The 19,910-nt window shown below is 72.5% G+C and carries 17 protein-coding genes and 1 other RNA gene; 7 read left to right on the forward strand and 11 right to left on the reverse strand.

All coding sequences use genetic code 11. The features are described 5' to 3' along the window. Window positions 1-35: 35 nt before the first annotated feature. Entirely contained in the window at window positions 36-626 is a 591-nt protein-coding gene (locus ACFYZF_RS07540) for a YqgE/AlgH family protein (RefSeq protein ID WP_387016946.1), read from the reverse strand. Window positions 627-868: 242 nt separating this feature from the next. Between ACFYZF_RS07540 and ACFYZF_RS07545 the strand changes: the two genes are divergently transcribed. Together ACFYZF_RS07545 and mdlC are read left to right on the forward strand one after the other, a co-directional pair. Further along, the gene (locus tag ACFYZF_RS07545) at window positions 869-1,672 is read left to right on the forward strand and encodes an S-methyl-5'-thioadenosine phosphorylase (protein WP_387017130.1); all 804 of its coding nucleotides are present in this window, start codon (window positions 869-871) and stop codon (window positions 1,670-1,672) included. Window positions 1,673-1,821: 149 nt separating this feature from the next. Continuing rightward, window positions 1,822-3,417 carry a benzoylformate decarboxylase gene (mdlC, locus tag ACFYZF_RS07550; protein ID WP_387016948.1) on the forward strand — a complete coding sequence of 532 codons (1,596 nt, stop codon included), beginning with the start codon at window positions 1,822-1,824 and terminating at the stop codon, window positions 3,415-3,417. Between the two features lie 16 nt (window positions 3,418-3,433). Here mdlC and ACFYZF_RS07555 read toward each other — a convergent pair whose 3' ends face one another. From ACFYZF_RS07555 to pruA, 8 genes are all read right to left on the reverse strand, one after another. After that, window positions 3,434-4,510 carry a hypothetical protein gene (locus ACFYZF_RS07555; protein WP_387016949.1) on the reverse strand — a complete coding sequence of 359 codons (1,077 nt, stop codon included), beginning with the start codon at window positions 4,508-4,510 and terminating at the stop codon, window positions 3,434-3,436. 171 nt (window positions 4,511-4,681) lie between these two features. Continuing rightward, window positions 4,682-5,058: a transfer-messenger RNA gene (gene ssrA / locus ACFYZF_RS07560) on the reverse strand. Window positions 5,059-5,164: 106 nt separating this feature from the next. After that, window positions 5,165-5,644 carry an SsrA-binding protein SmpB gene (gene smpB / locus ACFYZF_RS07565; RefSeq protein WP_161687388.1) on the reverse strand — a complete coding sequence of 160 codons (480 nt, stop codon included), beginning with the start codon at window positions 5,642-5,644 and terminating at the stop codon, window positions 5,165-5,167. 135 nt (window positions 5,645-5,779) lie between these two features. Then, window positions 5,780-6,655 (reverse strand): permease-like cell division protein FtsX, encoded by an 876-nt coding sequence (gene ftsX / locus ACFYZF_RS07570; RefSeq protein ID WP_387016950.1) that lies wholly within the window; start codon window positions 6,653-6,655, stop codon window positions 5,780-5,782. A 67-nt stretch (window positions 6,656-6,722) separates the two neighbouring features. Next, on the reverse strand, window positions 6,723-7,403 hold the full coding sequence (gene ftsE, locus ACFYZF_RS07575; RefSeq protein WP_117665857.1) for a cell division ATP-binding protein FtsE: 681 nt from the start codon (window positions 7,401-7,403) through the stop codon (window positions 6,723-6,725). Window positions 7,404-7,521: 118 nt separating this feature from the next. Then, window positions 7,522-8,643, reverse strand: a complete 1,122-nt coding sequence (gene prfB, locus ACFYZF_RS07580) for a peptide chain release factor 2 (protein ID WP_387016952.1) — start codon at window positions 8,641-8,643, stop codon at window positions 7,522-7,524. 166 nt (window positions 8,644-8,809) lie between these two features. Continuing rightward, the gene (locus tag ACFYZF_RS07585; RefSeq protein ID WP_387016954.1) at window positions 8,810-9,325 is read right to left on the reverse strand and encodes a helix-turn-helix transcriptional regulator; all 516 of its coding nucleotides are present in this window, start codon (window positions 9,323-9,325) and stop codon (window positions 8,810-8,812) included. A gap of 166 nt (window positions 9,326-9,491) precedes the next feature. Continuing rightward, window positions 9,492-11,120, reverse strand: coding sequence for an L-glutamate gamma-semialdehyde dehydrogenase (pruA, locus tag ACFYZF_RS07590; protein ID WP_387016956.1), 1,629 nt, complete (start codon window positions 11,118-11,120; stop codon window positions 9,492-9,494). 447 nt (window positions 11,121-11,567) lie between these two features. On the opposite strand from pruA, the gene ACFYZF_RS07595 reads away from it, so the two are divergent. Beyond that, window positions 11,568-12,644, forward strand: a complete 1,077-nt coding sequence (locus ACFYZF_RS07595; RefSeq protein WP_387016958.1) for a hypothetical protein — start codon at window positions 11,568-11,570, stop codon at window positions 12,642-12,644. A 57-nt stretch (window positions 12,645-12,701) separates the two neighbouring features. Here ACFYZF_RS07595 and ACFYZF_RS07600 read toward each other — a convergent pair whose 3' ends face one another. Further along, window positions 12,702-13,211: a DUF6912 family protein gene (locus ACFYZF_RS07600; RefSeq protein WP_387016960.1), complete on the reverse strand. Its 510-nt coding sequence runs from the start codon at window positions 13,209-13,211 to the stop codon at window positions 12,702-12,704. Between the two features lie 188 nt (window positions 13,212-13,399). On the opposite strand from ACFYZF_RS07600, the gene ACFYZF_RS07605 reads away from it, so the two are divergent. Both ACFYZF_RS07605 and ACFYZF_RS07610 read left to right on the forward strand, forming a co-directional pair. Next, the gene (locus ACFYZF_RS07605; protein ID WP_387016962.1) at window positions 13,400-13,627 is read left to right on the forward strand and encodes a helix-turn-helix transcriptional regulator; all 228 of its coding nucleotides are present in this window, start codon (window positions 13,400-13,402) and stop codon (window positions 13,625-13,627) included. Between the two features lie 100 nt (window positions 13,628-13,727). Beyond that, window positions 13,728-14,330 carry an Rv3235 family protein gene (locus tag ACFYZF_RS07610; RefSeq protein WP_387016964.1) on the forward strand — a complete coding sequence of 201 codons (603 nt, stop codon included), beginning with the start codon at window positions 13,728-13,730 and terminating at the stop codon, window positions 14,328-14,330. Window positions 14,331-14,525: 195 nt separating this feature from the next. Here the strand turns inward: ACFYZF_RS07610 and secA are convergent, their stop codons facing one another. Further along, a complete protein-coding gene (secA, locus tag ACFYZF_RS07615; RefSeq protein WP_387016965.1) occupies window positions 14,526-17,447 on the reverse strand; it encodes a preprotein translocase subunit SecA in 2,922 nt (973 codons plus the stop codon). A gap of 169 nt (window positions 17,448-17,616) precedes the next feature. Here secA and ACFYZF_RS07620 point away from each other — a divergent pair, with 169 nt between their 5' ends. Further along, window positions 17,617-18,777 carry a GNAT family N-acetyltransferase gene (locus ACFYZF_RS07620; RefSeq protein WP_387016967.1) on the forward strand — a complete coding sequence of 387 codons (1,161 nt, stop codon included), beginning with the start codon at window positions 17,617-17,619 and terminating at the stop codon, window positions 18,775-18,777. Then, window positions 18,774-19,892 carry a GNAT family N-acetyltransferase gene (locus tag ACFYZF_RS07625; protein ID WP_387016969.1) on the forward strand — a complete coding sequence of 373 codons (1,119 nt, stop codon included), beginning with the start codon at window positions 18,774-18,776 and terminating at the stop codon, window positions 19,890-19,892. Before ACFYZF_RS07620 ends, ACFYZF_RS07625 begins: the two co-directional genes overlap by 4 nt. Window positions 19,893-19,910: the final 18 nt, after the last annotated feature.

A 19,910-nucleotide genomic window follows, 5' to 3' on the forward strand; every position in this document is an offset into this window, starting at 1 on the left:
CGCCATGGTCATCTCGCGGGCCCCCGCCCCGCGGGTCAGTTCAGCGCGACGTCCGGCGGGAAGTGGGCGACCGCCGCCATCATGCCGCCCTGCCGGCGCAGGACCATCGGCCACAGGTCGTCCGGGCGGTCGACGAAGGCATCCCCGGGCAGCGCGTCGAAGACGAACCAGGAACCGTCCTCGATCTCCTGTTCGAGCTGGCCCGCACCCCAACCGGAGTAGCCGGCGAAGACCCGGATGCCGCCGACACTCTCCCGCATCCGCTCCGGGTCGGCGGAGAGGTCGATCGTGCCGACGGCGCCGGCGACCTGGTGGAAGCCGCGCAACCGCTTGACCGGGCCGCGCAACCGGGCCAGACAGATCGCCGAGTCCGGCTGCACCGGCCCGCCCTCGAACAGCACCGCCGGGTTCCGGGCCAGGTAGCTCCAGTCACCGAGGACATCGACGACCGGGACCTCGGTGGCCCGGTTGAGCACCACGCCCAGCGCCCCGCCCGGCTCGTGCGCGACGAGCAGCACCACCGTCCGGTCGAAGTTCGGGTCCTTGAGCGTCGGGGTCGCGACCAGCAGCCGTCCGGTCATCGACTCCATCGCACGCCCGCCGATCGCCTGGTCTTCTCCCTGCATGTCAGACATCCGTCAGCCACGCGCCGAGGGACGGGGGCCGTCGCCCCGGACGTCGGCACCGCGGCCGGACCGGACGGCATCGACGCCGGGGCCGAGCGGGGATGTGGAGGGCCACACCCGGTCGGCACGGGACTCCGCGCTCATCCCTGCTGTCAACGCCATGCCTGGCACCATAGCTTGCGGTCGGGGCACTGGTTAAGGTCTGACCGGTGGATGATCGAGTGGGACCGGAGGGGGTGACGATGGGGCCGACGGCGGACATCGCGGTGATCGGCGGCTCGGGGCTCTACGCCCTCCTGGAGGGTGCCACCGAGCACCAGGTGGAGACACCGTATGGGGAGCCCTCGGACCCGGTGACGATCGCCGAGGTGGGCGGCCGGCGGGTGGCGTTCCTGCCCCGCCACGGGCGCGACCACCGGCACCCACCGCACCTGATCCCGTACCGGGCGAACCTGTGGGCGCTGCGGTCGCTCGGGGTACGCCAGGTGCTCGCCCCGTGCGCGGTCGGCGGGCTGCGTCCCGAGTTGGGGCCGGGCACCTTCGTGGTGCCGGACCAGCTCGTCGACCGCACCAGCGGTCGGGTCCAGACGTACTACGACCGGGGCGCGGTGCATGTGACTTTCGCCGACCCGTACTGCCCGGTGGGCCGCCGGACGCTGCTCGACGCGGCGGCCGGGCGGGGCGTGTCGGCGGTCGACGGCGGGACGATGGTGGTCGTGGAGGGGCCGCGCTTCTCCACCCGGGCGGAGTCCCGCTGGTTCACCGCGATCGGCGGGGCGGTGGTCAACATGACCGGCCACCCGGAGGCGGTGCTGGCCCGGGAGTTGGCCCTCTGCTACACCCCGATCGCCCTGGTCACCGACCTGGACGCGGGGGTGGAGAGCGGCGAGCCGGTGACCCAGGAGGAGGTCTTCCGGGTCTTCGGCGAGAACACCGACCGGCTGCGCGGGGTGCTGCTGGACGCGGTCGCCGCCCTGCCGGCCGGGCGGGACTGCCCGTGCGGGCGGGCGCTGGACGGGATCAAGCTGCCCTTCCCCCTCCCCTGACCCAGGGCCGGCGTGGCGGCGATCACTGCGGACTAGGGCGAATTACCCGGTAGGTGAGCATTTTCCGGATAGATTCGGCAGGTCGGGGCCCGATCGCCGCGTCGTCTCCGGCGAGGAGGCAGCCCGCGCCGCGACACGGAGGCCCACCGATGGCAACGGTCCGCGAGACGACGTACGACCTGCTCCGGGCGCTGGGCCTGACCACCGTCTTCGGCAACCCCGGCTCCACCGAGGAGCCGTTCCTACAGGAGTTCCCCGCCGACTTCCACTACGTGCACGCCCTGCACGAGGCGTCCGCGGTGGGGATGGCCGACGGGTACGCCCAGGCGACCGGCCGCCCCGCGCACGTCAACCTGCACACCGCCCCGGGCACCGGCAACGGCATGGGCAACCTGGTCACCGCCTGGCACAACAAGACCCCGCTGATCGTCACCGCCGGCCAGCAGACCCGGGAGATGCTGCTGATCGAGCCCCGGCTGACCAGTCGCCGGGCGGTCGAGCTGACCCAGCCGTACGTCAAGTGGAGCTACGAGCCGCCCCGCGCGCAGGACATCCCGGCGGCGTTCATGCGGGCGTACGCCACGGCGGTGCAGCCGCCGGCCGGGCCGGTCTTCCTCTCCCTGCCGCTGGACGACTGGCAGCAGCCGGCGGGCGGGGCGCCCGAGGTGCGCACGGTGGCCACCCGGTACGCCCCGGACCCGACCCGGCTGCGCGAGTTCGCCGCCACGGTGGCCGCCAGCCGCTCCCCGGCGCTCGTCCTCGGCGGGGCGGTCGACAGAGCCGGAGCGTGGCCGGCGGCGGTCGCGTTGGCCGAGCGGTTGGCCGCCCCGGTCTGGTCCGCGCCGGCCCCGGAGCGGGCCGCGTTCCCCGAGGACCACCCGCACTACCGGGGTGTGCTGCCGTACGCGATCGGGCCGCTGGCCGACGCTCTGCGCGGGCACGACACGGTGCTGGTGGTCGGCGCGCCGGTGTTCCGGTACTACCCACACGTGCCCGGGGACTACCTGCCCGCCGGCTCCCGGCTGCTGCACGTGACCGACGACCCGGAGGAGACGGCCCGCGCGCCGGTCGGGGACAGCCTGCTCGGCGACCCGGGTCTGGCGCTCGCCGCCCTGGTCGACCTGCTCCCGGCGGCCGAGCGCCCGCCCCCGCAGCCCCGGCCCGCCCCCGAGCCGCCCGACCTGGGCCCGCCGCTGAGCCCGGACGGCCTCTTCGCCATCCTGGCCCGGCACTGGCCGCCCGACGGGGTTCTGGTGCAGGAGTCACCGTCCAACCTGGCCGCGCTGCGCCGCCGGCTGCCGGCCACCCGGCCCGCGTCCTACTTCACGATGGCCAGCGGCGGGCTCGGCTTCGGGCTACCGGCGGCGGTCGGGATCGCGCTGGCCGAGCGGGACACCGGGCGGGGCCGCCCGGTGGTGGCGGTGATCGGGGACGGCTCGTTCCACTACTCGGTACAGGCCCTGTGGACGGCCGCGCGGCTGCGCCTGCCGCTCGCCGTCGTCGTCCCGGTCAACCAGCAGTACGCGATCCTCAAGTCGTTCGCCGAACTGAAGCACACCCCCGGGGTTCCGGGCCTGGACCTGCCCGGCCTGGACATCACCGCGGTGGCCCGAGGGTACGGCTGCGCCGCCACGGTCGTCGAGGAACCCGACGGGTTGGGTGACGCGCTGCGCGCTGCGCTGGCCGCAGACCGGCCCACCGTGCTGCCGGTGCCGATCAGCACCGACATCCCGCAGCTGCTCTGAGCCCCGGACGGGCGGCTCAGCGGCGCAGGACCAGCGGCGCACCGGTGGCCACGTCGAGCACCGTCCGGTCGCCGAGCGCCGCCTTCAGGGTGACGGTGACCGGCTTGAGCAGAAGCTGATCGGTGCAGATGCCGGTGGCCGGGGTGACGCCGCCGCCGACCACCACCACGTCGTCTCGCTCCCGCACCAGCGGGGTGGGCGCGGTGTCGCAGGCGCCCACGCCGATCCGCCAGGTCAGCCGGGCCCCGTCGACGGCCTGGAGGTCTTGGGCACTGACCACGCCGTCGGGCACCGGCCCGGTGGGCGCGACGCCCTGGGGCACGGCGGTGACCGAGCCGGGCGCGACCGCGAGCCGGGCCACCGGGGCCTTCAGCTCCTCGACGGTGAACACCCAGGCCGGGACCTGCGCCTCGCCCCGGCTGGTACGCACCGGCGCGGTACCGAGCCGCACGGCGGTGACGGTCAGCGGCACGCAGGCGGCCGACGGCACGCTGCTCGCCGGCCCGTCCGGCCCCGGTTCGATGGTCGGCCTGCCCGTGGCGCCGGGCTCGATGATCGGCCCGTCCGGACCGGGCGAGATGATCGGACCGTCCGGGCCCGGCTCGATGACGGGCCCGTCCGTGGCACCGGGCTTCGGCCGGAAGCCCGGCCGTTTCTCGGGCGTCGGCCGCTGCGGCCGTCCCGCACACGGCGGCGGGTCTCCCTGGGCGAGCTGCCGGTACGCCGTGCCGGCACTGACCAGCGGCACGGTCAGCGTCCCGTCGGGGAAGCGGATCGCGGCGTCGGCCGGCTCGGCGGTGGGCACCGCGACCTGCTCCCGGTACCAGCCGTTGCGGAACGCCTGCTCGGTCTCCGGGGTGAAATCGGGGTCCCCGAGCAGCACGGTCGGCTCCTGGAGCGGCACGTAGCCGGCGGTCCAGGCGTTCCCGGGCCGCCACGCCTCGGCCACCTCGGCGGCCCGCTGGTGGAACGGCTCCGACCGGTCGTCGGCGCCGCCGGGGGTGCCGCCGGCGCCCGGCTCCGACCCGGCCGGGGCGCAACCGGCTGCGATGAGGAGCAGGGGCAGGCCCACCAGGGCGAGAACTGGACGCATATCCCTTCGACGCGCCCGTGCCGTTTCCGGTTCCCCGGCCTCGGGTCACCGGCAGGGTCGTTGCGTTGTCGAAGTCGGGGGGCAATTGCCCTGGACCACCGGCCCGAACGACTGTGCGGCCCGGACACGGCTGTGCGCCCCGGTCCGAGTGGGCCGGGGCGCACAGTCAGGTGGTGGAGGTGCCGGGAATCGAACCCGGGTCCTTCGCCGGTTTGTCAGGGCTTCTCCGAGCGCAGCTCGCTATGCCTCTACTCGGCCCCACCGCTCACGCGAGCAAGTTGGTGTGACGGGCCCAGTCGCTGATTAATCTCGCCGCACGGACCCCGCGACCGGGTCCGATTGGCCAGCCCTCTAACTGATGCCGGCTGACTGGGACGAAGGCGTTCCCAGGCCGACAGACTCAGCTACTCGCCTCAGGCGGCGAGAGCGAAGTCAGCGCGATTGTTCTTGGCGCTTATAAGTTTCCGACGACCGATTCTCGAGACGACGTCGGCTTCCTCGGCTCGCTTCCCCTGTCGCTGCGTACGAAGTCGAAACCAGTCACCCCCTCGACGGGCCGCCCCTGTCGGCGGCTCCACACAAGCCTAACGCCTTCCGCAACCGGTTTCATCCCGAGGGCCGCTCCGGCGCGCCGAAACGGATGAACGGGATGAATCAGTCGTCCATGCCCTTGCCCCGCCGGCCGGCGGCCCGGGCGATCTCCCGGTCCGCGTCCCGCTTGGCGAGGTCCTGCCGCTTGTCGTACGACTTCTTGCCCTTGGCCAGGGCGATCTCCACCTTGGCCCAGCCGTCGGAGAAGTAGACCTGCAACGGGACCATGGTGAGGCCGCCCTCGCGGGTCTTGCCGATCAGCCGGTCGATCTCCAGCCGCTTGAGCAGCAGCTTGCGGGTACGCCGGGGCTCATGGTTGGTCCAGGTGCCCTGGGTGTACTCCGGGATGTGCATGGAGTGCAGGTAGAGCTCGCCGTCGCGCTCCTGGGCGAAGGCGTCAACCAGCGACGCCCGCCCCGCCCGCAGCGACTTGACCTCGGTGCCGGTCAGCTGCATGCCCGCCTCGTACGTGTCGAGGATGGCGTAGTCGTGGCGCGCCTTCTTGTTGGAGGCGACGACCTTGCGCCCCTTCTCCCGTGGCATCGGCGCCACCTCCCCTCGTTGCGGCTCCCGGCCGGGGCCGGAAGCGGAGATCATGCTACCCGAACGACAAGGGCCCTCCGGCGCGGATTATTCCGCGCCGGAGGGCCCTGCCGCGTCGGACGGACCCGAGGGTGACTAGACCCGCAGGTAGAACCGGAGGGTCACCCACGCGGTGGCGGCGCTGACCAGACCGCCCACGCCGGCCATGATCGGGAAAACGACGAGGATGTCGCCCCAGCCGACCGGGGAGAGCAGCCCCTGAAGGTCGCTGAGCGCCCCGTCGAACAGCAGGTATTTGGCCGCTATCAGGGCGACAAGGGCGAGCAGCGAGCCGATCAGGCCCGCGACCACGGCCTCCAGCACGAACGGCGCCTGGATGAACCAGTTGGACGCGCCGACCAGCTTCATGACCGCGACTTCACGCCGCTTGCTGTACGCGGCGACCTGGATCGTGTTCGCGACCAGCAGCAACGCGGCGATTGCCATCACCGCCGCAGCCGCCAGCGCGATGTTCTGGATCGAGGTGAGGATCTTGAAGATCTTGTCCAGGAGTTGGCTCTGGTCGACGATCTCGTCGACGCCCTCAGTGTCCTTGTACTGGTTGTAGATCTCCCGATACTGCTCGGGGTTCACCAGCTTGAGCCGGAACGACTCGGGCAGGCTGTCCGCCTTGACCGCGCTCAGCAGGTCGGGCGCGTCCTGGAACATCTCCTGGAAGCGCTTGTACGCCTCGGCCTTGTCAACGAAGTCGACCTCCTTGATCAGGGGATCGCTCTTCAGCTTGGTGTCGATGTCGGCGCGCTGCTGCTCGTTGGCCTCCTTCTTCAGGAAGATCGAGACCTCGATGTTCTTGTAGTAGAGGTCCTTCATGTCGTTCACCTGGCGGTACATCAGACCGCTGGCACCGAGCATGGTCAACGACACGGCCATCGTGATGATCATCGCGATGGTCATGGTCACGTTGCGCCACAGTCCGACCAGTACCTCGGACAGGACGTATTTCACGCGCATCGGGAATTCCTCCGGGTCTCCGGCGTGAGGTGATCGTCGTCAGGCTGCACAGGGGTGGAGCGCCGGCTCACCCGTAGACGCCACGGGCCTGGTCGCGCACGATGCGACCGCTCTCGATCTCGATGACCCGACGCCGCATCTGGTTCACGATGTTGGAGTCGTGGGTGACCATCACGACGGTCGTGCCGGTGCGGTTGATCCGGTCCAGGAGGCGCATGATCTCGATCGACGTGTCCGGGTCCAGGTTTCCGGTCGGCTCGTCCGCGAGCAGGATCAGCGGACGGTTCACGAACGCCCGGGCGACGGCGACCCGCTGCTGCTCACCACCGGAGAGCTCGTGCGGGTAGCGGTGTTCCTTGCCACCGAGCCCCACCAACTCCAGCACCTCGGGTACGACCCGGCGGGCGACCGCCTTGGTCTTGCCGATCACCTCGAGGGCGAACGCCACGTTCTCGTACGCGGTGCGGTTCGGCAGCAGCCGGAAGTCCTGGAAGACACAGCCGATCGAACGCCGGAAGTGCGGTCGCTTCCAGGAGCGCATCGAGGTGACGTCCTTGCTGTTGACGACGACCCGCCCCTTGTTCGGGGTCACCTCGTGCAGCAGCAGCTTGATGATGGTGGACTTGCCGGAGCCTGATGGACCGATGAAGAAGACGAACTCGCCCTTCTCGATCGAGACGGACACGTTGTCGAGCGAAGGCCGGGACGCCTTCGGGTACGTCTTCGTCACTTGCTCAAGCTGAATCACGGGTGGTGAGTCTACGCGGTGTAACCGATGAGCCAAGCCCCCACGCCCGCCGATGCGAGGCGCGTCATCGAAACACCCGGTCAAGGGGAGATCAACGACGCGCTCCGCCCGCGATCGATCACGCTGAGTCGCCGGCCAGCTGGCGCTGCTTGCGCCAACGGATACCAGCTTCGATGAAACTGTCCAGGTCGCCGTCGAAGACCGAGGTCGGATTGCCGGTCTCCTGCTCGGTTCGGAGATCCTTCACCATCTGGTACGGGTGCAGGACGTACGAACGCATCTGGTCGCCCCACGAGCCGGCGGCGTTCTCCTTGAGCCCCTCCAGCTTGGCCTGCTCCTCCTGGCGCTTGCGCTCCAGCAGCCGGGCCTGGAGCACCCGCATCGCAGACGCCTTGTTCTGGAGCTGGGACTTCTCGTTCTGGCAGGTCACCACGATGCCGGTGGGGATGTGGGTGAGCCGCACCGCCGAGTCGGTGGTGTTGACGCTCTGCCCGCCCGGGCCGGAGGACCGGTAGACGTCGACCCGCATCTCGTTCTCGGGAATGTCGATGTGGTCGGTCTGCTCGGTCACCGGCAGCACCTCGACGCCGGCGAAGCTGGTCTGCCGGCGGCCCTGGTTGTCGAACGGGCTGATTCGCACGAGGCGGTGGGTGCCGGACTCCACGCTCAGCGTGCCGTAGGCGTACGGGACCTTGACCGCGAAGGTGGCGGACTTGAGGCCTGCCTCCTCCGCGTACGAGGTCTCGTAGACCTCGGTGGGGTAGCCGTGCCGCTCGGCCCAGCGCAGGTACATCCGCAGCAGCATCTCGGCGAAGTCGGCCGCGTCCACGCCGCCGGCCCCGGCCCGGATCGCCACCAGCGCCTCCCGCGAGTCGTACTCGCCGGACAGCAGGGTGCGAACCTCCATCTCCTGGATGGCCTTGGTGAGCCCGCCGATCTCGGTCTCCACCTCGGTGAGCACCCCGGGGTCGTCCTCGGCTTCGGCGAGCTCCAGCAGCACGCGGGCGTCATCGAGCCGGGAGCGCAGGCTGCCCAGCTTGCTGATCTCGCCGTTGACGTACGACAGCTGGGAGGTCACCTGCTGCGCCTTGGCCTGGTCGTCCCACAGGTCCGGCGCGGAGGCCTGCTCCTCGAGCCGGGCCTTGTCCTCGTGCAGTCGATCGAGGTTGAGCACAGCCTCGATGTTGCGCAGGATGGCGTCGAGTTCCTTGAGCTGTTCGGCGTAATCGGCAGCGGTCACGACAGACAAGACTACTGCGAATACGGCAGGTCAGCTTGCGAGCCCCACGGTGGCGGCCGAAAAGTGTCCGCGCGGCCGACCGGCACGGGCCTGGCGGCCGCGCTGGTCACGGGCGAACGCAGCCCCGGCGACGGCCCGGTGGCGGGGTGACGGGCCGTCGATCGGGTCAGCCGACGGGGGCGGACTTCAGCCAGGACAGGGCGGCCTTGTGGTAGGCGACGGCGAACTCCAGCGCGCTGGCGTCGTACGAGTCGCCCTCCTTCTTGGCGTTCTTCACCTGCTCCCGCACCCGGGCCAGGGCCTCGCTGTGGTATTCGTTGGCGGAGGCCTGGAGGTTGCGCAGCTGGGCTTGCGAGTGCAGGCCGCCGAAGGCCACCCGCAGGGCGATCGGGTTGCGGATGGTGTCCCGCCCCGGGTCCTCGGCCAGCCAGCGGGAGAAGGTCCGCTTGCCGGCTGCGGTGATCGCATACGGCTGGCTGGATCGGGGGCCGGGCTTACCCAACCGCACCAGACCGCGCTCGGCCAGCACCGGCAGCTCGCGGTAGACCTGGCTGCGGGTCATCGACCAGTACGGGGCGAGCTTGCGCTCGGCGGCGGCCATCAGCTGACCGCCTGTCATCGGACCCTCGTGGAGCAGCCCGAGGAGGGCCGCTGCCGTAGGGTTCACTCCGGAATCCGCCATGCCCATTACGCTGCCACTTTGCCGACCCGGCGTCCAGGATTTGCCAGTTTCGCCACCCTGGAGGGTTTCCTTTGTGCACTGTCGGCGGGCGACAGTCCGTTGAGGGCCGGTCACGCTGCGCACGGCGAGGGCCCCCGCGACACGGCGGGAGCCCTCGCCGGACGCGTCAGCCCATGTGCGGGTAGGTGTGGTCGGTCGGTGGGACGAAGGTCTCCTTGATCGTCCGGGGCGACATCCAGCGAACCAGGTTGTGCCAGGAGCCGGCCTTGTCGTTGGTGCCGCTGGCCCGGGCGCCGCCGAATGGCTGCTGCCCCACCACCGCGCCGGTCGGCTTGTCGTTGATGTAGAAGTTCCCGGCCGCATACCGCATGCGCTCGGCCACCGCGTCGACCACCCGGCGGTCAGTGGCGAAGATCGCCCCGGTCAGCGCGTACGGGGCGATCGACTCGGCCTGGGCGACCACCTCGTCGAAGCGGGCGTCGTCGAAGACGTGCACGCCGAGGATCGGGCCGAAGTACTCGGTGGTGAACGTCTCGTGTGCGGCGTCGGTGCACTCGAACAGGGTCGGCCGGACGAACCAGCCGACCGAGTCGTCGGCGGTGCCGCCGGCCAGCACGGTGCAGGAGCCGTCGCCGGAGATCAGCTCCAGGGCTGCGGTGTGCCGGTCGAACGCCTTGGCGTCGATCACCGCGCCGCCGAAGTTGGTGAAGTCGGTGACGTCGCCGTAGGTCAACGAGTCGGCGGTGGCGGCCAGCCGGTCGCGCAGCCCGCCCTCCCACAGCGACCGTGGGACGTACGCCCGGGACGCGGCCGAGCACTTCTGGCCCTGGTACTCGTACGCGCCGCGGATCAGCGCGGTGTGCAGCGCGTCCACGTCGGCGCTGGTGTGCGCGACCACGAAGTCCTTGCCGCCGGTCTCGCCGACCAGCCGGGGGTAGCCCCGGTAGCGGTGGATGTTGTCACCGACGGTCCTCCACAGCTGCTGGAAGACCTTGGTCGAGCCGGTGAAGTGGATGCCGGCCAGGTCCGGGTCGGCGAGCACCACGTCGGAGACCTCCTCGCCCCGCCCGGTGACCATGTTGATCACACCGGGCGGCAGGCCGGCCGCCTCGAACAGCCGCATGGTGAAGTGCGCGGCGAACTGCTGGGTCGGGCTCGGCTTCCAGACCACGGTGTTGCCGAGCAGCGCCGGGGCGGAGGGCAGGTTGCCGGCGATCGCGGTGAAGTTGAACGGGGTGACCGCGTAGACGAAGCCCTCCAGGGGGCGGTGGTCGAGGCGGTTCCACACCCCCGGGGAGGAGAGTGGCTGCTCCTGGAGCAGGCCCCGGGCGAAGTGCACGTTGAACCGGAGGAAGTCGATCAGCTCACAGGCCGCGTCGATCTCGGCCTGGACGGCGGTCTTCGACTGGCCGAGCATGGTGGCGGCGTTGACGGTGTCCCGCCACGGGCCGGCAAGCAGCTCGGCGGCGCGCAGGAAGATCGCCGCACGCTCCTCGAACGGCAGGGCCCGCCACATCGGGGCGGCGTCCTTGGCGGCCCGCACCGCGGCGCGGGCGTCGTCGTGGGTGGCGTGGCCGGTGACGCCCAGCACGTGCGCGTGCCGGTGTGGCTGCACCACGTCGATCGGCTCACCGCCGGCCATCCGCTGCTCGCCGGCGATGGTCATCGGCAGGTCCAGGCGCTCGCCGGCGAGCTCGGTCAGGCGTCGCTGGAGCCGCTCCCGGTCGGCGCTGCCCGGCTCGTAGGCATGGACCGGCTCGTTACGCGGCTCGGGTACGGAGAACACGGCGTCCATCGGGGCTCCTGGCGATCTCGGCAGCGGTGGCGAAATCGGACCCGCGGGCACCGGCCGGGCGGCCGGACGCCGTACGCCGCGGGCTGCACCGGCCGCGGCGGCGGGACCTGCGCCGATTCTCCCACGCGGCACCCCCGGTTTCGCCCCGCCCCGGCCCCACCCACCCGACCTGGCCCGCGCCGCCCCGTCGGACCTGCCCTGCGAATCACCGCCCGACCCGCCTTCACCTCCGGCGATTCCCTCGCCCAGCACCCGCCGCCCTTACGATTCCTCGCCCGCTGCCGCCCGCTCCCCGCTCCGCCCGGGGCACGGGACGGGCGGGTGGGGTGGCGTCGGACGGGCGGCGGGCCGGCGGTGGGGTGGCGCGTACGCTGGATGGCCGGTGACCAGCCCCGCCCGTGCGCCGGCAGACCCGGCCGGGTCCGGGCGTCCGTCGAAGGGAAGACGATGAGCAACCAGCCCGGCAGCGCCACCGCCGCGGAGCCGGACCAGCCGGTGCAGGGCGCCCCGGCCGGGACCGACGAGCCAGGCGACGCCGCCGGACCGGCGTCGGCCGTGGAGCCGGCACCGACCGCCGAGGGTACGACGCCGGCGCGCGCCCCGGGGGCGGTCGTGCTGGCGCTGTTGGCCGTGGCCTGGCTGGCGGCGATGCTCTGGTCCACGCGGGCGGTGATCACCTCCGCCGAGGCGGGGATCACCGCGATCAGCCTCTCCGCGTTCGCGCTGCCCGGGGTCATCTCGGCCGCGCTGGTGGCCGGCGCGGCGGTCGCCCTGGCGGCGACCAACCTGCTGGCCCGGCGGGGCGCCGAGCGGGTCACCCTGCGCTTCGCCGTCGCGGTCGGCACCGGCGTGCTGGTCGGGCTCGCGGCGGCGGTGGCGATCAACCTGACCTACTTCGACAACACGACCACCAACGTCATCGCCGGCACCACCGCCGCAGCGGCGATCATCGGCGGCGCCGTGGCCGGCGTGGGCAACGCCCGGGTGGCCGGCGCGATCATCGCCGCCGCGCTCGGCGCGCTGGTCTTCGTGGTGGCGTTCAGCCGGGCCCGGGACCCGCTGTTCGACCTTTTCGGCGCGGGCGACACCCAGGAGTCGATGGTCGGCGCCGCGAAGTGGGTGTCCCGGTCGGAGTCCCTGCTCGCCGGGCTGCTGGCCGGGCTGCTCGCCTTCGGCTACCTCACCTGGGCCAGGCGGCGCGACCAGGCCTCGCCCGCCCCCCGCTGGCCCGGCTACCTGCTGGCCGGGGCCGGCCCCGGCCTGCTCCTGCTGCTCGCCGAGATCATCATCCGGGTCGGCGGGCGCTCGCTGCTCGACCTGGCCGGCGCGCTGAGCGAGGCGGACGCGGTCGCCCAGACCTCGCTGGGCACCTCGCGGATCGACAACGGGATCTGGGTGCTCTTCGTCGGCGCGCTCACCGCGCTCATCGCCTTCGGCCGCACGCTGGGCCCCACTCCGGGCGACGACGCCACCGGGACAGCGGCCGACGACGGGGCGACGGCGGGGGCGGCGGCCGACCGCTGACGGGGCCGAGCCGTCCCCCGGCCCGCCGGTACGGCGGACACGGGTACGCGGGCGGCGTCAGGACGCGGCGCGCAGCAGCTGCTCCAGCTCGCTGACGTCGTACCACTCCAGCTCGTGGTCCTCGGCCCCGTCGACGGTGAACTGGGCGTCCGGGTCGTCGGCCAGCGCCTCGGCGACCACGGCAGCGGCGGCGGCCACGTCGTCACGCGCGTCGTCGCCGTCGACGTGCAGCGCGGCCACCGCCGTCACCGGCACCGGTCGGACCAGCCGGACCGCGCTGGAGCCGAGCACGTCGTCGGTGCGCCGCAGCGCCGAGGCGGGGACGTCGACGGCGACCACCGCGCGCCGACGGGGTGCGGCCGGATCGTCCCGGAGCAGGAGCAGCGCGTCCTGGGCGGCCCGGGTGAACGCGACGTACTCCAGTTCCTCCTCGTCGCCCTCGACGTACCACTCGCGCAGGGCAGGGGTCACCGTGTGGGCGTCGGTCTCGGGCAGCCCCTGCTCGGGGAGGCGGGCCAGCATCGGCACGATCGCCGGCACGTACACCCGGACAAGCTCCTCGGTCACCGGTCGTCTCCCCCGTTCCGCCTGCCGGCCGGCGTGCGCCGGCCCTGGGCGCCGATAATGCCGTACGCCCTGACCGTCATACACCCCGCACCCGCCGCACGGAAGGTTGCCGCGCGGGTGGCGGGTCGGCGACGCTGTCGGCAGTGGATGGCAAACTGAGGCAAACGACGTCAACCCCGGGAGTTTTCATGGAGCCGAGGTTCCTGCTGCTCTCCGACGTGGCCGCCGAGCTCAACGTGTCGGACTCGCAGGTCTACCACATGGTGCGCAGCGGTGAGCTGCCCGGGATCAAGGTCGGCGGTCGGGGGCATTGGCGGGTCGAGCGCGCCCGCCTGGAAGAGTACATCCAGCACAAATACGCCGAGACCGCCGAGTGGGTCCGGGACAACCCGCTGAACGACCGCGACGCCGAGTAGCGGCCACCGCACCGAGCGGCATTGACCGCGGGCGTTGTCCTGGCCGAGAATCGAGCCTGTCGGAGGCAAACGAAGGCAAACGCAAGCATCGGGGGTTTCGATGATTGAGTCCCGTCGTCCCGGGCCCGTCCGTCCTCCGGTCCGGGTGCGACCGGCGCCCCCGCTCGACCCGCCGTTCACCGAGGAGCCGGCCGAGGGCTGGCCCCGCCCGGTCGCCGCCCAACTGGCCCTCGACCTGTTCGAGGCGCACCGCCGCATCCCGGCCCGCCCCGGCGGGCGCCCGCCCGACCCCCGTCCCGCCCCTGGCGGTCCCGGGCGGGCCACTCCACCGGCTCCGCCGCCCGCCGCGCTGGTCACGGCCACGCCGGAGGCCACCCGGGCCGCCCAGCGCTTCGTCACCACCTGCCTGGAGATCCTCAACGGATACCGGCCGCTCGGGCAGATCCGCCCGATGAGCGAGCCGGCCTGCTCGGCCGACGTGATGACCGAACTGACCAGGGCGGCGGCGCGCACCGGCCCGGTCCGTCGCCGCTCCACCCGTCCGACCGTGCGGCTGCGCCGGCTGCGGGTCTGCGAACCCCGCCCCGCGGCCGTGGAGGCCGCCGCCGTCCTGGGCAGCGCCGCCGGGCACACCTGGGCGATGGCGCTCCGCCTGGAACATCGGCGCGGTCGCTGGCTCTGCACCGTACTCCAGCTCGTCTGACCGCCCCCGACGGCTGCGCCCGCGCCCCGAAGGCCGGGGCCGGAAGTCAATTCCCGCAGCGGGCCGGCAGCCAGGCCGGGCACGGAGCCGAAGCCGGGGCGACCTGGCGGACAGCAAGGGGCCCCGGCGGTCGCCGGGGCCCCTTGCTGTCGCTCGCTGGTGGAACGGACGCCGTCGTCGGCGGCGCCGGACGGGTCAGTTGCCGCCGTTGGCGGCGCCGTGGCACCGCTTGTACTTGCGGCCGGAGCCGCACGGGCAGGGCGCGTTACGCGACGGGCCGCCGGCCTCTCCCCGGGCCGGGGCCGTCTGCCGGGCGGAGCTGGCCGCCACGGCCTGCCCGCTCCCGCCGAAAGCGGCCGGACGGCGCTGAGCCTCGGGGGCCGGCGGGGCCGCCGGCCGGGCCGGCCGCTCGGAGCGGGCCGCGCGCACCGGCGGGGCCTTCTCCTCGGGCCGCTCCACGGCGACCGCCCCGGCTCCGGCCTCACCGTCGATGGTCGGCGCGGAGTACTGCAGGCCCTGCTGCTGGGGGGCGCGACCCAGGCCCTTGGCCCGGATCTCCACCGGCTTGTCCAGCAGCTGCACGTCCTCGGCCTCGGGCTCAGGCTCGGCCTCCTGGACCTGGACCTCCAGGTTGTAGAGGAAGCCGACCGTCTCCTCCTTGATGCCGTCCATCATGGTGGCGAACATGTCGAAGCCCTCGCGCTGGTACTCCACCACCGGGTCGCGCTGGGCGTACGCCCGCAGACTGATGCCCTCCTGGAGGTAGTCCATCTCATAGAGGTGCTCACGCCACTTGCGGTCGATGACCTGAAGCAGCACCATCCGCTCCAGCTCGCGGGTGCCCTCCTCGCCGAGCTGCTCCTCGCGCCGGTCGTAGGCGGCGTTCGCGTCCTCCTTGAGGCGGGCGAGCAGGAGGTCCTGGTCGAAAGCGGCCCGGGAGCCGATCTCCTCCTCCAGCTCGTCCAGTGCGATGCCCACCGGGTAGAGCTGCTTGAGGCTGGCCCAGAGCTGTTCGAGGTCCCAGTCCTCGGCGTAGCCGTCGCTGGTGGCGCCGATCACGTACGCGCCGATCACGTCGTCGATCATGTTGCGGACCTGGTCGGAGAGGTCCTCGCCGTTGAGCACCCGCAGGCGCTCGGCGTAGATGACCTGGCGCTGCTTGTTGAGCACCTCGTCGTACTTCAGGACGTTCTTGCGGATCTCGGCGTTCTGGCCCTCGATCTGGGCCTGGGCGCTCTTGATCTGACGGGTCACCATCTTCGACTCGATGGGCACGTCCTCGGGGATGTTGAAGCGGTCCATCACCGCCTCGACCGCGCCGGCCCGGAACCGCTTCATCAGCTCGTCCTGCAGGGACAGGTAGAAGCGGGACTCGCCCGGGTCACCCTGCCGGCCGGCCCGACCCCGCAGCTGGTTGTCGATCCGCCGGGACTCGTGCCGCTCGGTCCCCAGCACGTAGAGCCCGCCGACGCCCGCGACCTCCTCCGCCTCGGCCTCGCAGGCCTGCTTCCACTTGGGCAGGACCTCCTCCATGGCCTTGGCGTACTCCTCCTCGTTCTCCGCCGGGTCGAGGCCGCGTTGGCGCAGCTCGTTGGCGGCGAGGAACTCGGGGTTGCCGCCGAGCAGGATGTCGGTGCCCCGGCCGGCCATGTTGGTCGCCACGGTGACCCCGCCCTTGCGCCCGGCCTGGGCGACGATCTCCGCCTCCTTGGCGTGGAACTTGGCGTTCAGCACGGAGTGCGGGATGCCCCGACGGCGCAGCAGCTGGGAGATGATCTCGGAGTTCTCCACCGAGACGGTGCCGACGAGCACCGGCTGACCGGCCTGGTGCCGCTCGGCGATGTCCTCGACGACCGCGTTGAACTTGGCCTTCTCGGTCTTGTAGATGACGTCGGCCCGGTCCTGCCGGACCATCGGCCGGTGGGTCGGGATGGTCACCACGCCGACGTTGTAGACCTTGTTGAACTCGCCCGCCTCGGTCTGGGCCGTACCGGTCATGCCGGAGAGCTTCTCGTAGAGGCGGAAGTAGTTCTGGAGGGTGATCGTGGCCAGGGTCTGGTTCTCCTGCTTGATCTCCACCCCCTCCTTGGCCTCGATCGCCTGGTGCATGCCCTCGTTGTAGCGGCGCCCGTGCAGGATGCGGCCGGTGAACTCGTCGACGATCAGGACCTCGCCGTCGCTGACGATGTAGTCCTTGTCGCGCTTGTACAGCTCCTTGGCCTTGATGGCGTTGTTCAGGTAACCGACGAGGGGGGTGTTCACCGACTCGTAGAGGTTGTCGATGCCGAGCCGGTCCTCCACCTTCGCCACGCCGCGCTCGGTCACCGCGATGGTGCGCTTGGCGTAGTCGACCTCGTAGTCGCCCTCGCCGTCCTTGCCGGGCTGGAGCCGGGCCACCACGCCGGAGAACTCGCCGTACCAGCGGGCCGAGTGCTCGGCCGGGCCGGAGATGATCAGCGGCGTCCGGGCCTCGTCGATCAGGATCGAGTCGACCTCGTCGACCACCGCGAAGTTGTGGCCGCGCTGGACCAGCTCGTCCTTCGACCAGGCCATGTTGTCGCGCAGGTAGTCGAAGCCGAACTCGTTGTTGGTGCCGTAGGTGATGTCGCACTCGTACGCGGCGCGGTGCTCGCTGGCCGGCCGGTTGGGCAGCACCACGCCGACGGTGAGGCCGAGGAACCTGTGCACCTGACCCATCCAGGCGGCGTCACGCGGGGCCAGGTAGTCGTTGACCGTGATCACGTGCACGCCCTTGCCGGACAGCGCGTTGAGATACACCGCCATGACCGAGGTCAGGGTCTTGCCCTCACCGGTCTTCATCTCGGCGATGTTGCCGAAGTGCAGCGCCGCCCCACCCATCACCTGGACGTCGTACGGCCGCTGGCCGAGCACCCGGGCGGACGCCTCGCGCACCGTGGCGAAGGCCTCCGGCAGCAGGTCGTCGAGGGTCTCACCGTCGGCCAGCCGCTCCCGGTACTGGTCAGTGAGGCCACGCAACTCGTCGTCGGTGAGGTTGACGTAGTCGTCCTCGATCGAGTTGACGGCGGCGGCGATGGCCTTCAGCCGGCGCACCATACGGCCCTCGCCAGCGCGGAGGACCTTTTCCAGAATCGACACGGATCAACGCTCCCCTAGACAGTCTCGACCCATCGTAGGCGCTCCGTCGGCCCGATGGTCACTGGTGGCGGCGGTCCGGTCGACCTAAACCGACATAACGCTCGGACCGCGGGCCGGCGGCGGGATATCCGGTTACGCCCAGCGCGAACGATCCGGCACGATGGCTCGGATGGAACCCGTGGAACTCACCGAGGACGGTCTGCTGCTGCGGCCCTGGCAGGCAACCGACGCTGACGCCGTGCACCGGGCCTGCCAGGACCCGGACATCCAGCGCTGGACCACCGTACCTCGCCCGTACCTGCCCGAACATGCCCACGGGTTCGTCACCGACCTCAGCACGGCGGCCTGGCGCGACGGCACCGGCGCCCCGTTCGCCGTCTGCGACGGCGCCACCGGGGAACTGCTGGCCTCCTGCGGCCTGGTGGCGCTGGACAAGGGGGCCGACACCGGTGAGATCGGCTACTGGGTGGCCCCCTGGGCCCGGGGTCGGGGCGTCGCCGCCCGGGCCACCCGGGCCGTCGCCCGGTGGGCGTTCGACGCGCTCGGGCTGCGCCGGCTGCTCTGGCAGGCCGAGATCGGCAACCACGCCTCCCGGCTGGCCGCGCTGCGCGCCGGCTTCCGGGTCGAGGGCGAGCTGCGGCTGGCCCACCCGGCGCCCGACGGCCGGCGGGAGGGTTGGCTCGGCTCCCTGTTCCCCGGCGAGCTGCCCGCGCCGGGCGCCCCCGGGCCGGCCGGACCGGAAACCCTGGACGCCCGCCGGGCCGCCGTCTTCGGCCGGGCGCAGCCCACCCTGTTCGCCACCGTCGGCGCCGGGGAGCTGCGGCTGCGGCCGCTCGAGGAGCGCGACCTGGACGCGATCGCCGAGACCTGCCGCGACCCGCACACGATCGAGTGGACCACGGTGCCGGCCCCGTACGAACGGACGCACGCCGAGGAGTTCAAGCGGGACATCGCCGAGGCGACGTGGGCGCGCGGCACGGGGGCGTACTTCACCGTCGCCGACGGCGACGACCGGTACCTAGCCTCGATCGACCTGCGGATCTGCGCCGCCGACCCGGTGCAGGGCATGGTCGGCTTCATGACCGCGCCGCACGCCCGGGGCCGGGGGTACGTGCCGGCCGCGACCGCCGCCCTGGCCACCTGGGGCTTCACCACCCTCGGCCTGGCGAGGGTCGAGTGGCGGGCGCTGGTCGGCAACTCCGCCTCCCGCCGGGCGGCGGAGAAAGCCGGCTTCGTCATGGAGGGCGTGGCCCGGGCGGCGCTGACCCTCCGCGGCGGCGCCCGGGGCGACGCCTGGACCGGCTCGCTGCTCCCCAGGGACCTGGCATGAGCGCGCCCCCCGCCACCGTAGAGGCCGAGGGGGTCCGGCTGCGGCCGTTCCACGTCGACGACGTCGCGGACACCGCGTCGGCCTGCTCCGACCCGATCACCCAGCGGTTCCTGCCCGGCCTGCCCAGCCCGTACACCGAGGCGGACGCCCGGTGGTGGTTCGCCGAGGGCGCCCCGGCGGTCTGGGCCACCGGCGGGGCCGCGTACACGGTCGCGGACCCGGCGACCGACCGGCTGCTCGGCAGCATCGGCCTGAGCAACCCGGTTCCGGCTCGGGGGCAGGCGGAGATCGGCTACTGGGTCGCGCCGTGGGCGCGTGGGCGCGGGGTGGCCACCGCCGCGACCCGGGCGCTGGCCGCAGCGGCGTTCGCGCACGGCACGGCCCGGCTGGAGCTGCTCACCCACCCGGAGAACACGGCCAGCCAGCGCGTCGCGCTCGCTGCCGGCTTCCGGCACGAGGGGGTACGCCGCGGGGCGGCCCCGGCCCGCGACGGCAGCCGGCACGACCGGGTCTGCTGGGTACGGCTGGCCGACGACCCGCCCGGGCCCGTGACCCGGACCCTGCCCGACCTTCCCGGCGGCCGGCTCACCGACGGCGTGGTGACCCTGCGCCCGGTCGGCGCGGACGACGTGGAGGGGATGTACCGGCTGCACCGCCGGCCCGAGGTGGTCGCCAACCGGGTCCCGCCGGAGCTGCCGTCGCTCGCCGACATCGAGCGGCGCTGCCGCCTCGCGGGGAGCCGCTGGCTGGCCGGGCTCGCCGCCGACCTGGCCATCCTGGACGCGGCGACCGGTGAGCTGGTCGGCGGGTGCGCCCTGTACCACGACGAGCCGGCGACGGGGCAGGCGATGATCGGCTACAGCATGCTGCCCGCCGGGCGGGGCCGGGGCCTGGCCACCCGGGCGGCCCGCCTCGTCGTCGGTTGGGCGTTCCACGAGGTCGGGATCGCGCGGATGTGGGCGGGCACCCGCCCCGAGAACGTGGCCTCACAGCGGGTGCTGGAGAAGGTCGGCTTCTCCCGTGAGGGCCTGCTGCGCGGCCGGCTGCCCGGCCCGGACGGCACCCGGTACGACTCCCTCATCTACGGCCTGCTCGCCACCGACGTTCCCCGCTGACCCGTGCGGGCCAGCGGG

The sequence above is a fragment of the Micromonospora sp. NPDC001898 genome, from assembly GCF_042891255.1.
Taxonomy (GTDB): Bacteria; Actinomycetota; Actinomycetes; order Mycobacteriales; family Micromonosporaceae; genus Micromonospora.

Excerpts from the sequence above, each read along its gene's own strand:
- ACFYZF_RS07540 (WP_387016946.1), bottom strand. The coding sequence starts at position 626 with ATGCAGGGAGAAGACCAGGCGATCGGCGGGCGTGCGATGGAGTCGATG.
- ACFYZF_RS07545 (WP_387017130.1), top strand. The coding sequence starts at position 869 with ATGGGGCCGACGGCGGACATCGCGGTGATCGGCGGCTCGGGGCTCTAC.
- mdlC (WP_387016948.1), top strand. The coding sequence starts at position 1,822 with ATGGCAACGGTCCGCGAGACGACGTACGACCTGCTCCGGGCGCTGGGC.
- ACFYZF_RS07555 (WP_387016949.1), bottom strand. The coding sequence starts at position 4,510 with ATGCGTCCAGTTCTCGCCCTGGTGGGCCTGCCCCTGCTCCTCATCGCA.
- smpB (WP_161687388.1), bottom strand. The coding sequence starts at position 5,644 with ATGCCACGGGAGAAGGGGCGCAAGGTCGTCGCCTCCAACAAGAAGGCG.
- ftsX (WP_387016950.1), bottom strand. The coding sequence starts at position 6,655 with ATGCGCGTGAAATACGTCCTGTCCGAGGTACTGGTCGGACTGTGGCGC.
- ACFYZF_RS07585 (WP_387016954.1), bottom strand. The coding sequence starts at position 9,325 with ATGGCGGATTCCGGAGTGAACCCTACGGCAGCGGCCCTCCTCGGGCTG.
- pruA (WP_387016956.1), bottom strand. The coding sequence starts at position 11,120 with ATGGACGCCGTGTTCTCCGTACCCGAGCCGCGTAACGAGCCGGTCCAT.
- ACFYZF_RS07595 (WP_387016958.1), top strand. The coding sequence starts at position 11,568 with ATGAGCAACCAGCCCGGCAGCGCCACCGCCGCGGAGCCGGACCAGCCG.
- ACFYZF_RS07605 (WP_387016962.1), top strand. The coding sequence starts at position 13,400 with ATGGAGCCGAGGTTCCTGCTGCTCTCCGACGTGGCCGCCGAGCTCAAC.
- ACFYZF_RS07610 (WP_387016964.1), top strand. The coding sequence starts at position 13,728 with ATGATTGAGTCCCGTCGTCCCGGGCCCGTCCGTCCTCCGGTCCGGGTG.
- ACFYZF_RS07620 (WP_387016967.1), top strand. The coding sequence starts at position 17,617 with ATGGAACCCGTGGAACTCACCGAGGACGGTCTGCTGCTGCGGCCCTGG.
- ACFYZF_RS07625 (WP_387016969.1), top strand. The coding sequence starts at position 18,774 with ATGAGCGCGCCCCCCGCCACCGTAGAGGCCGAGGGGGTCCGGCTGCGG.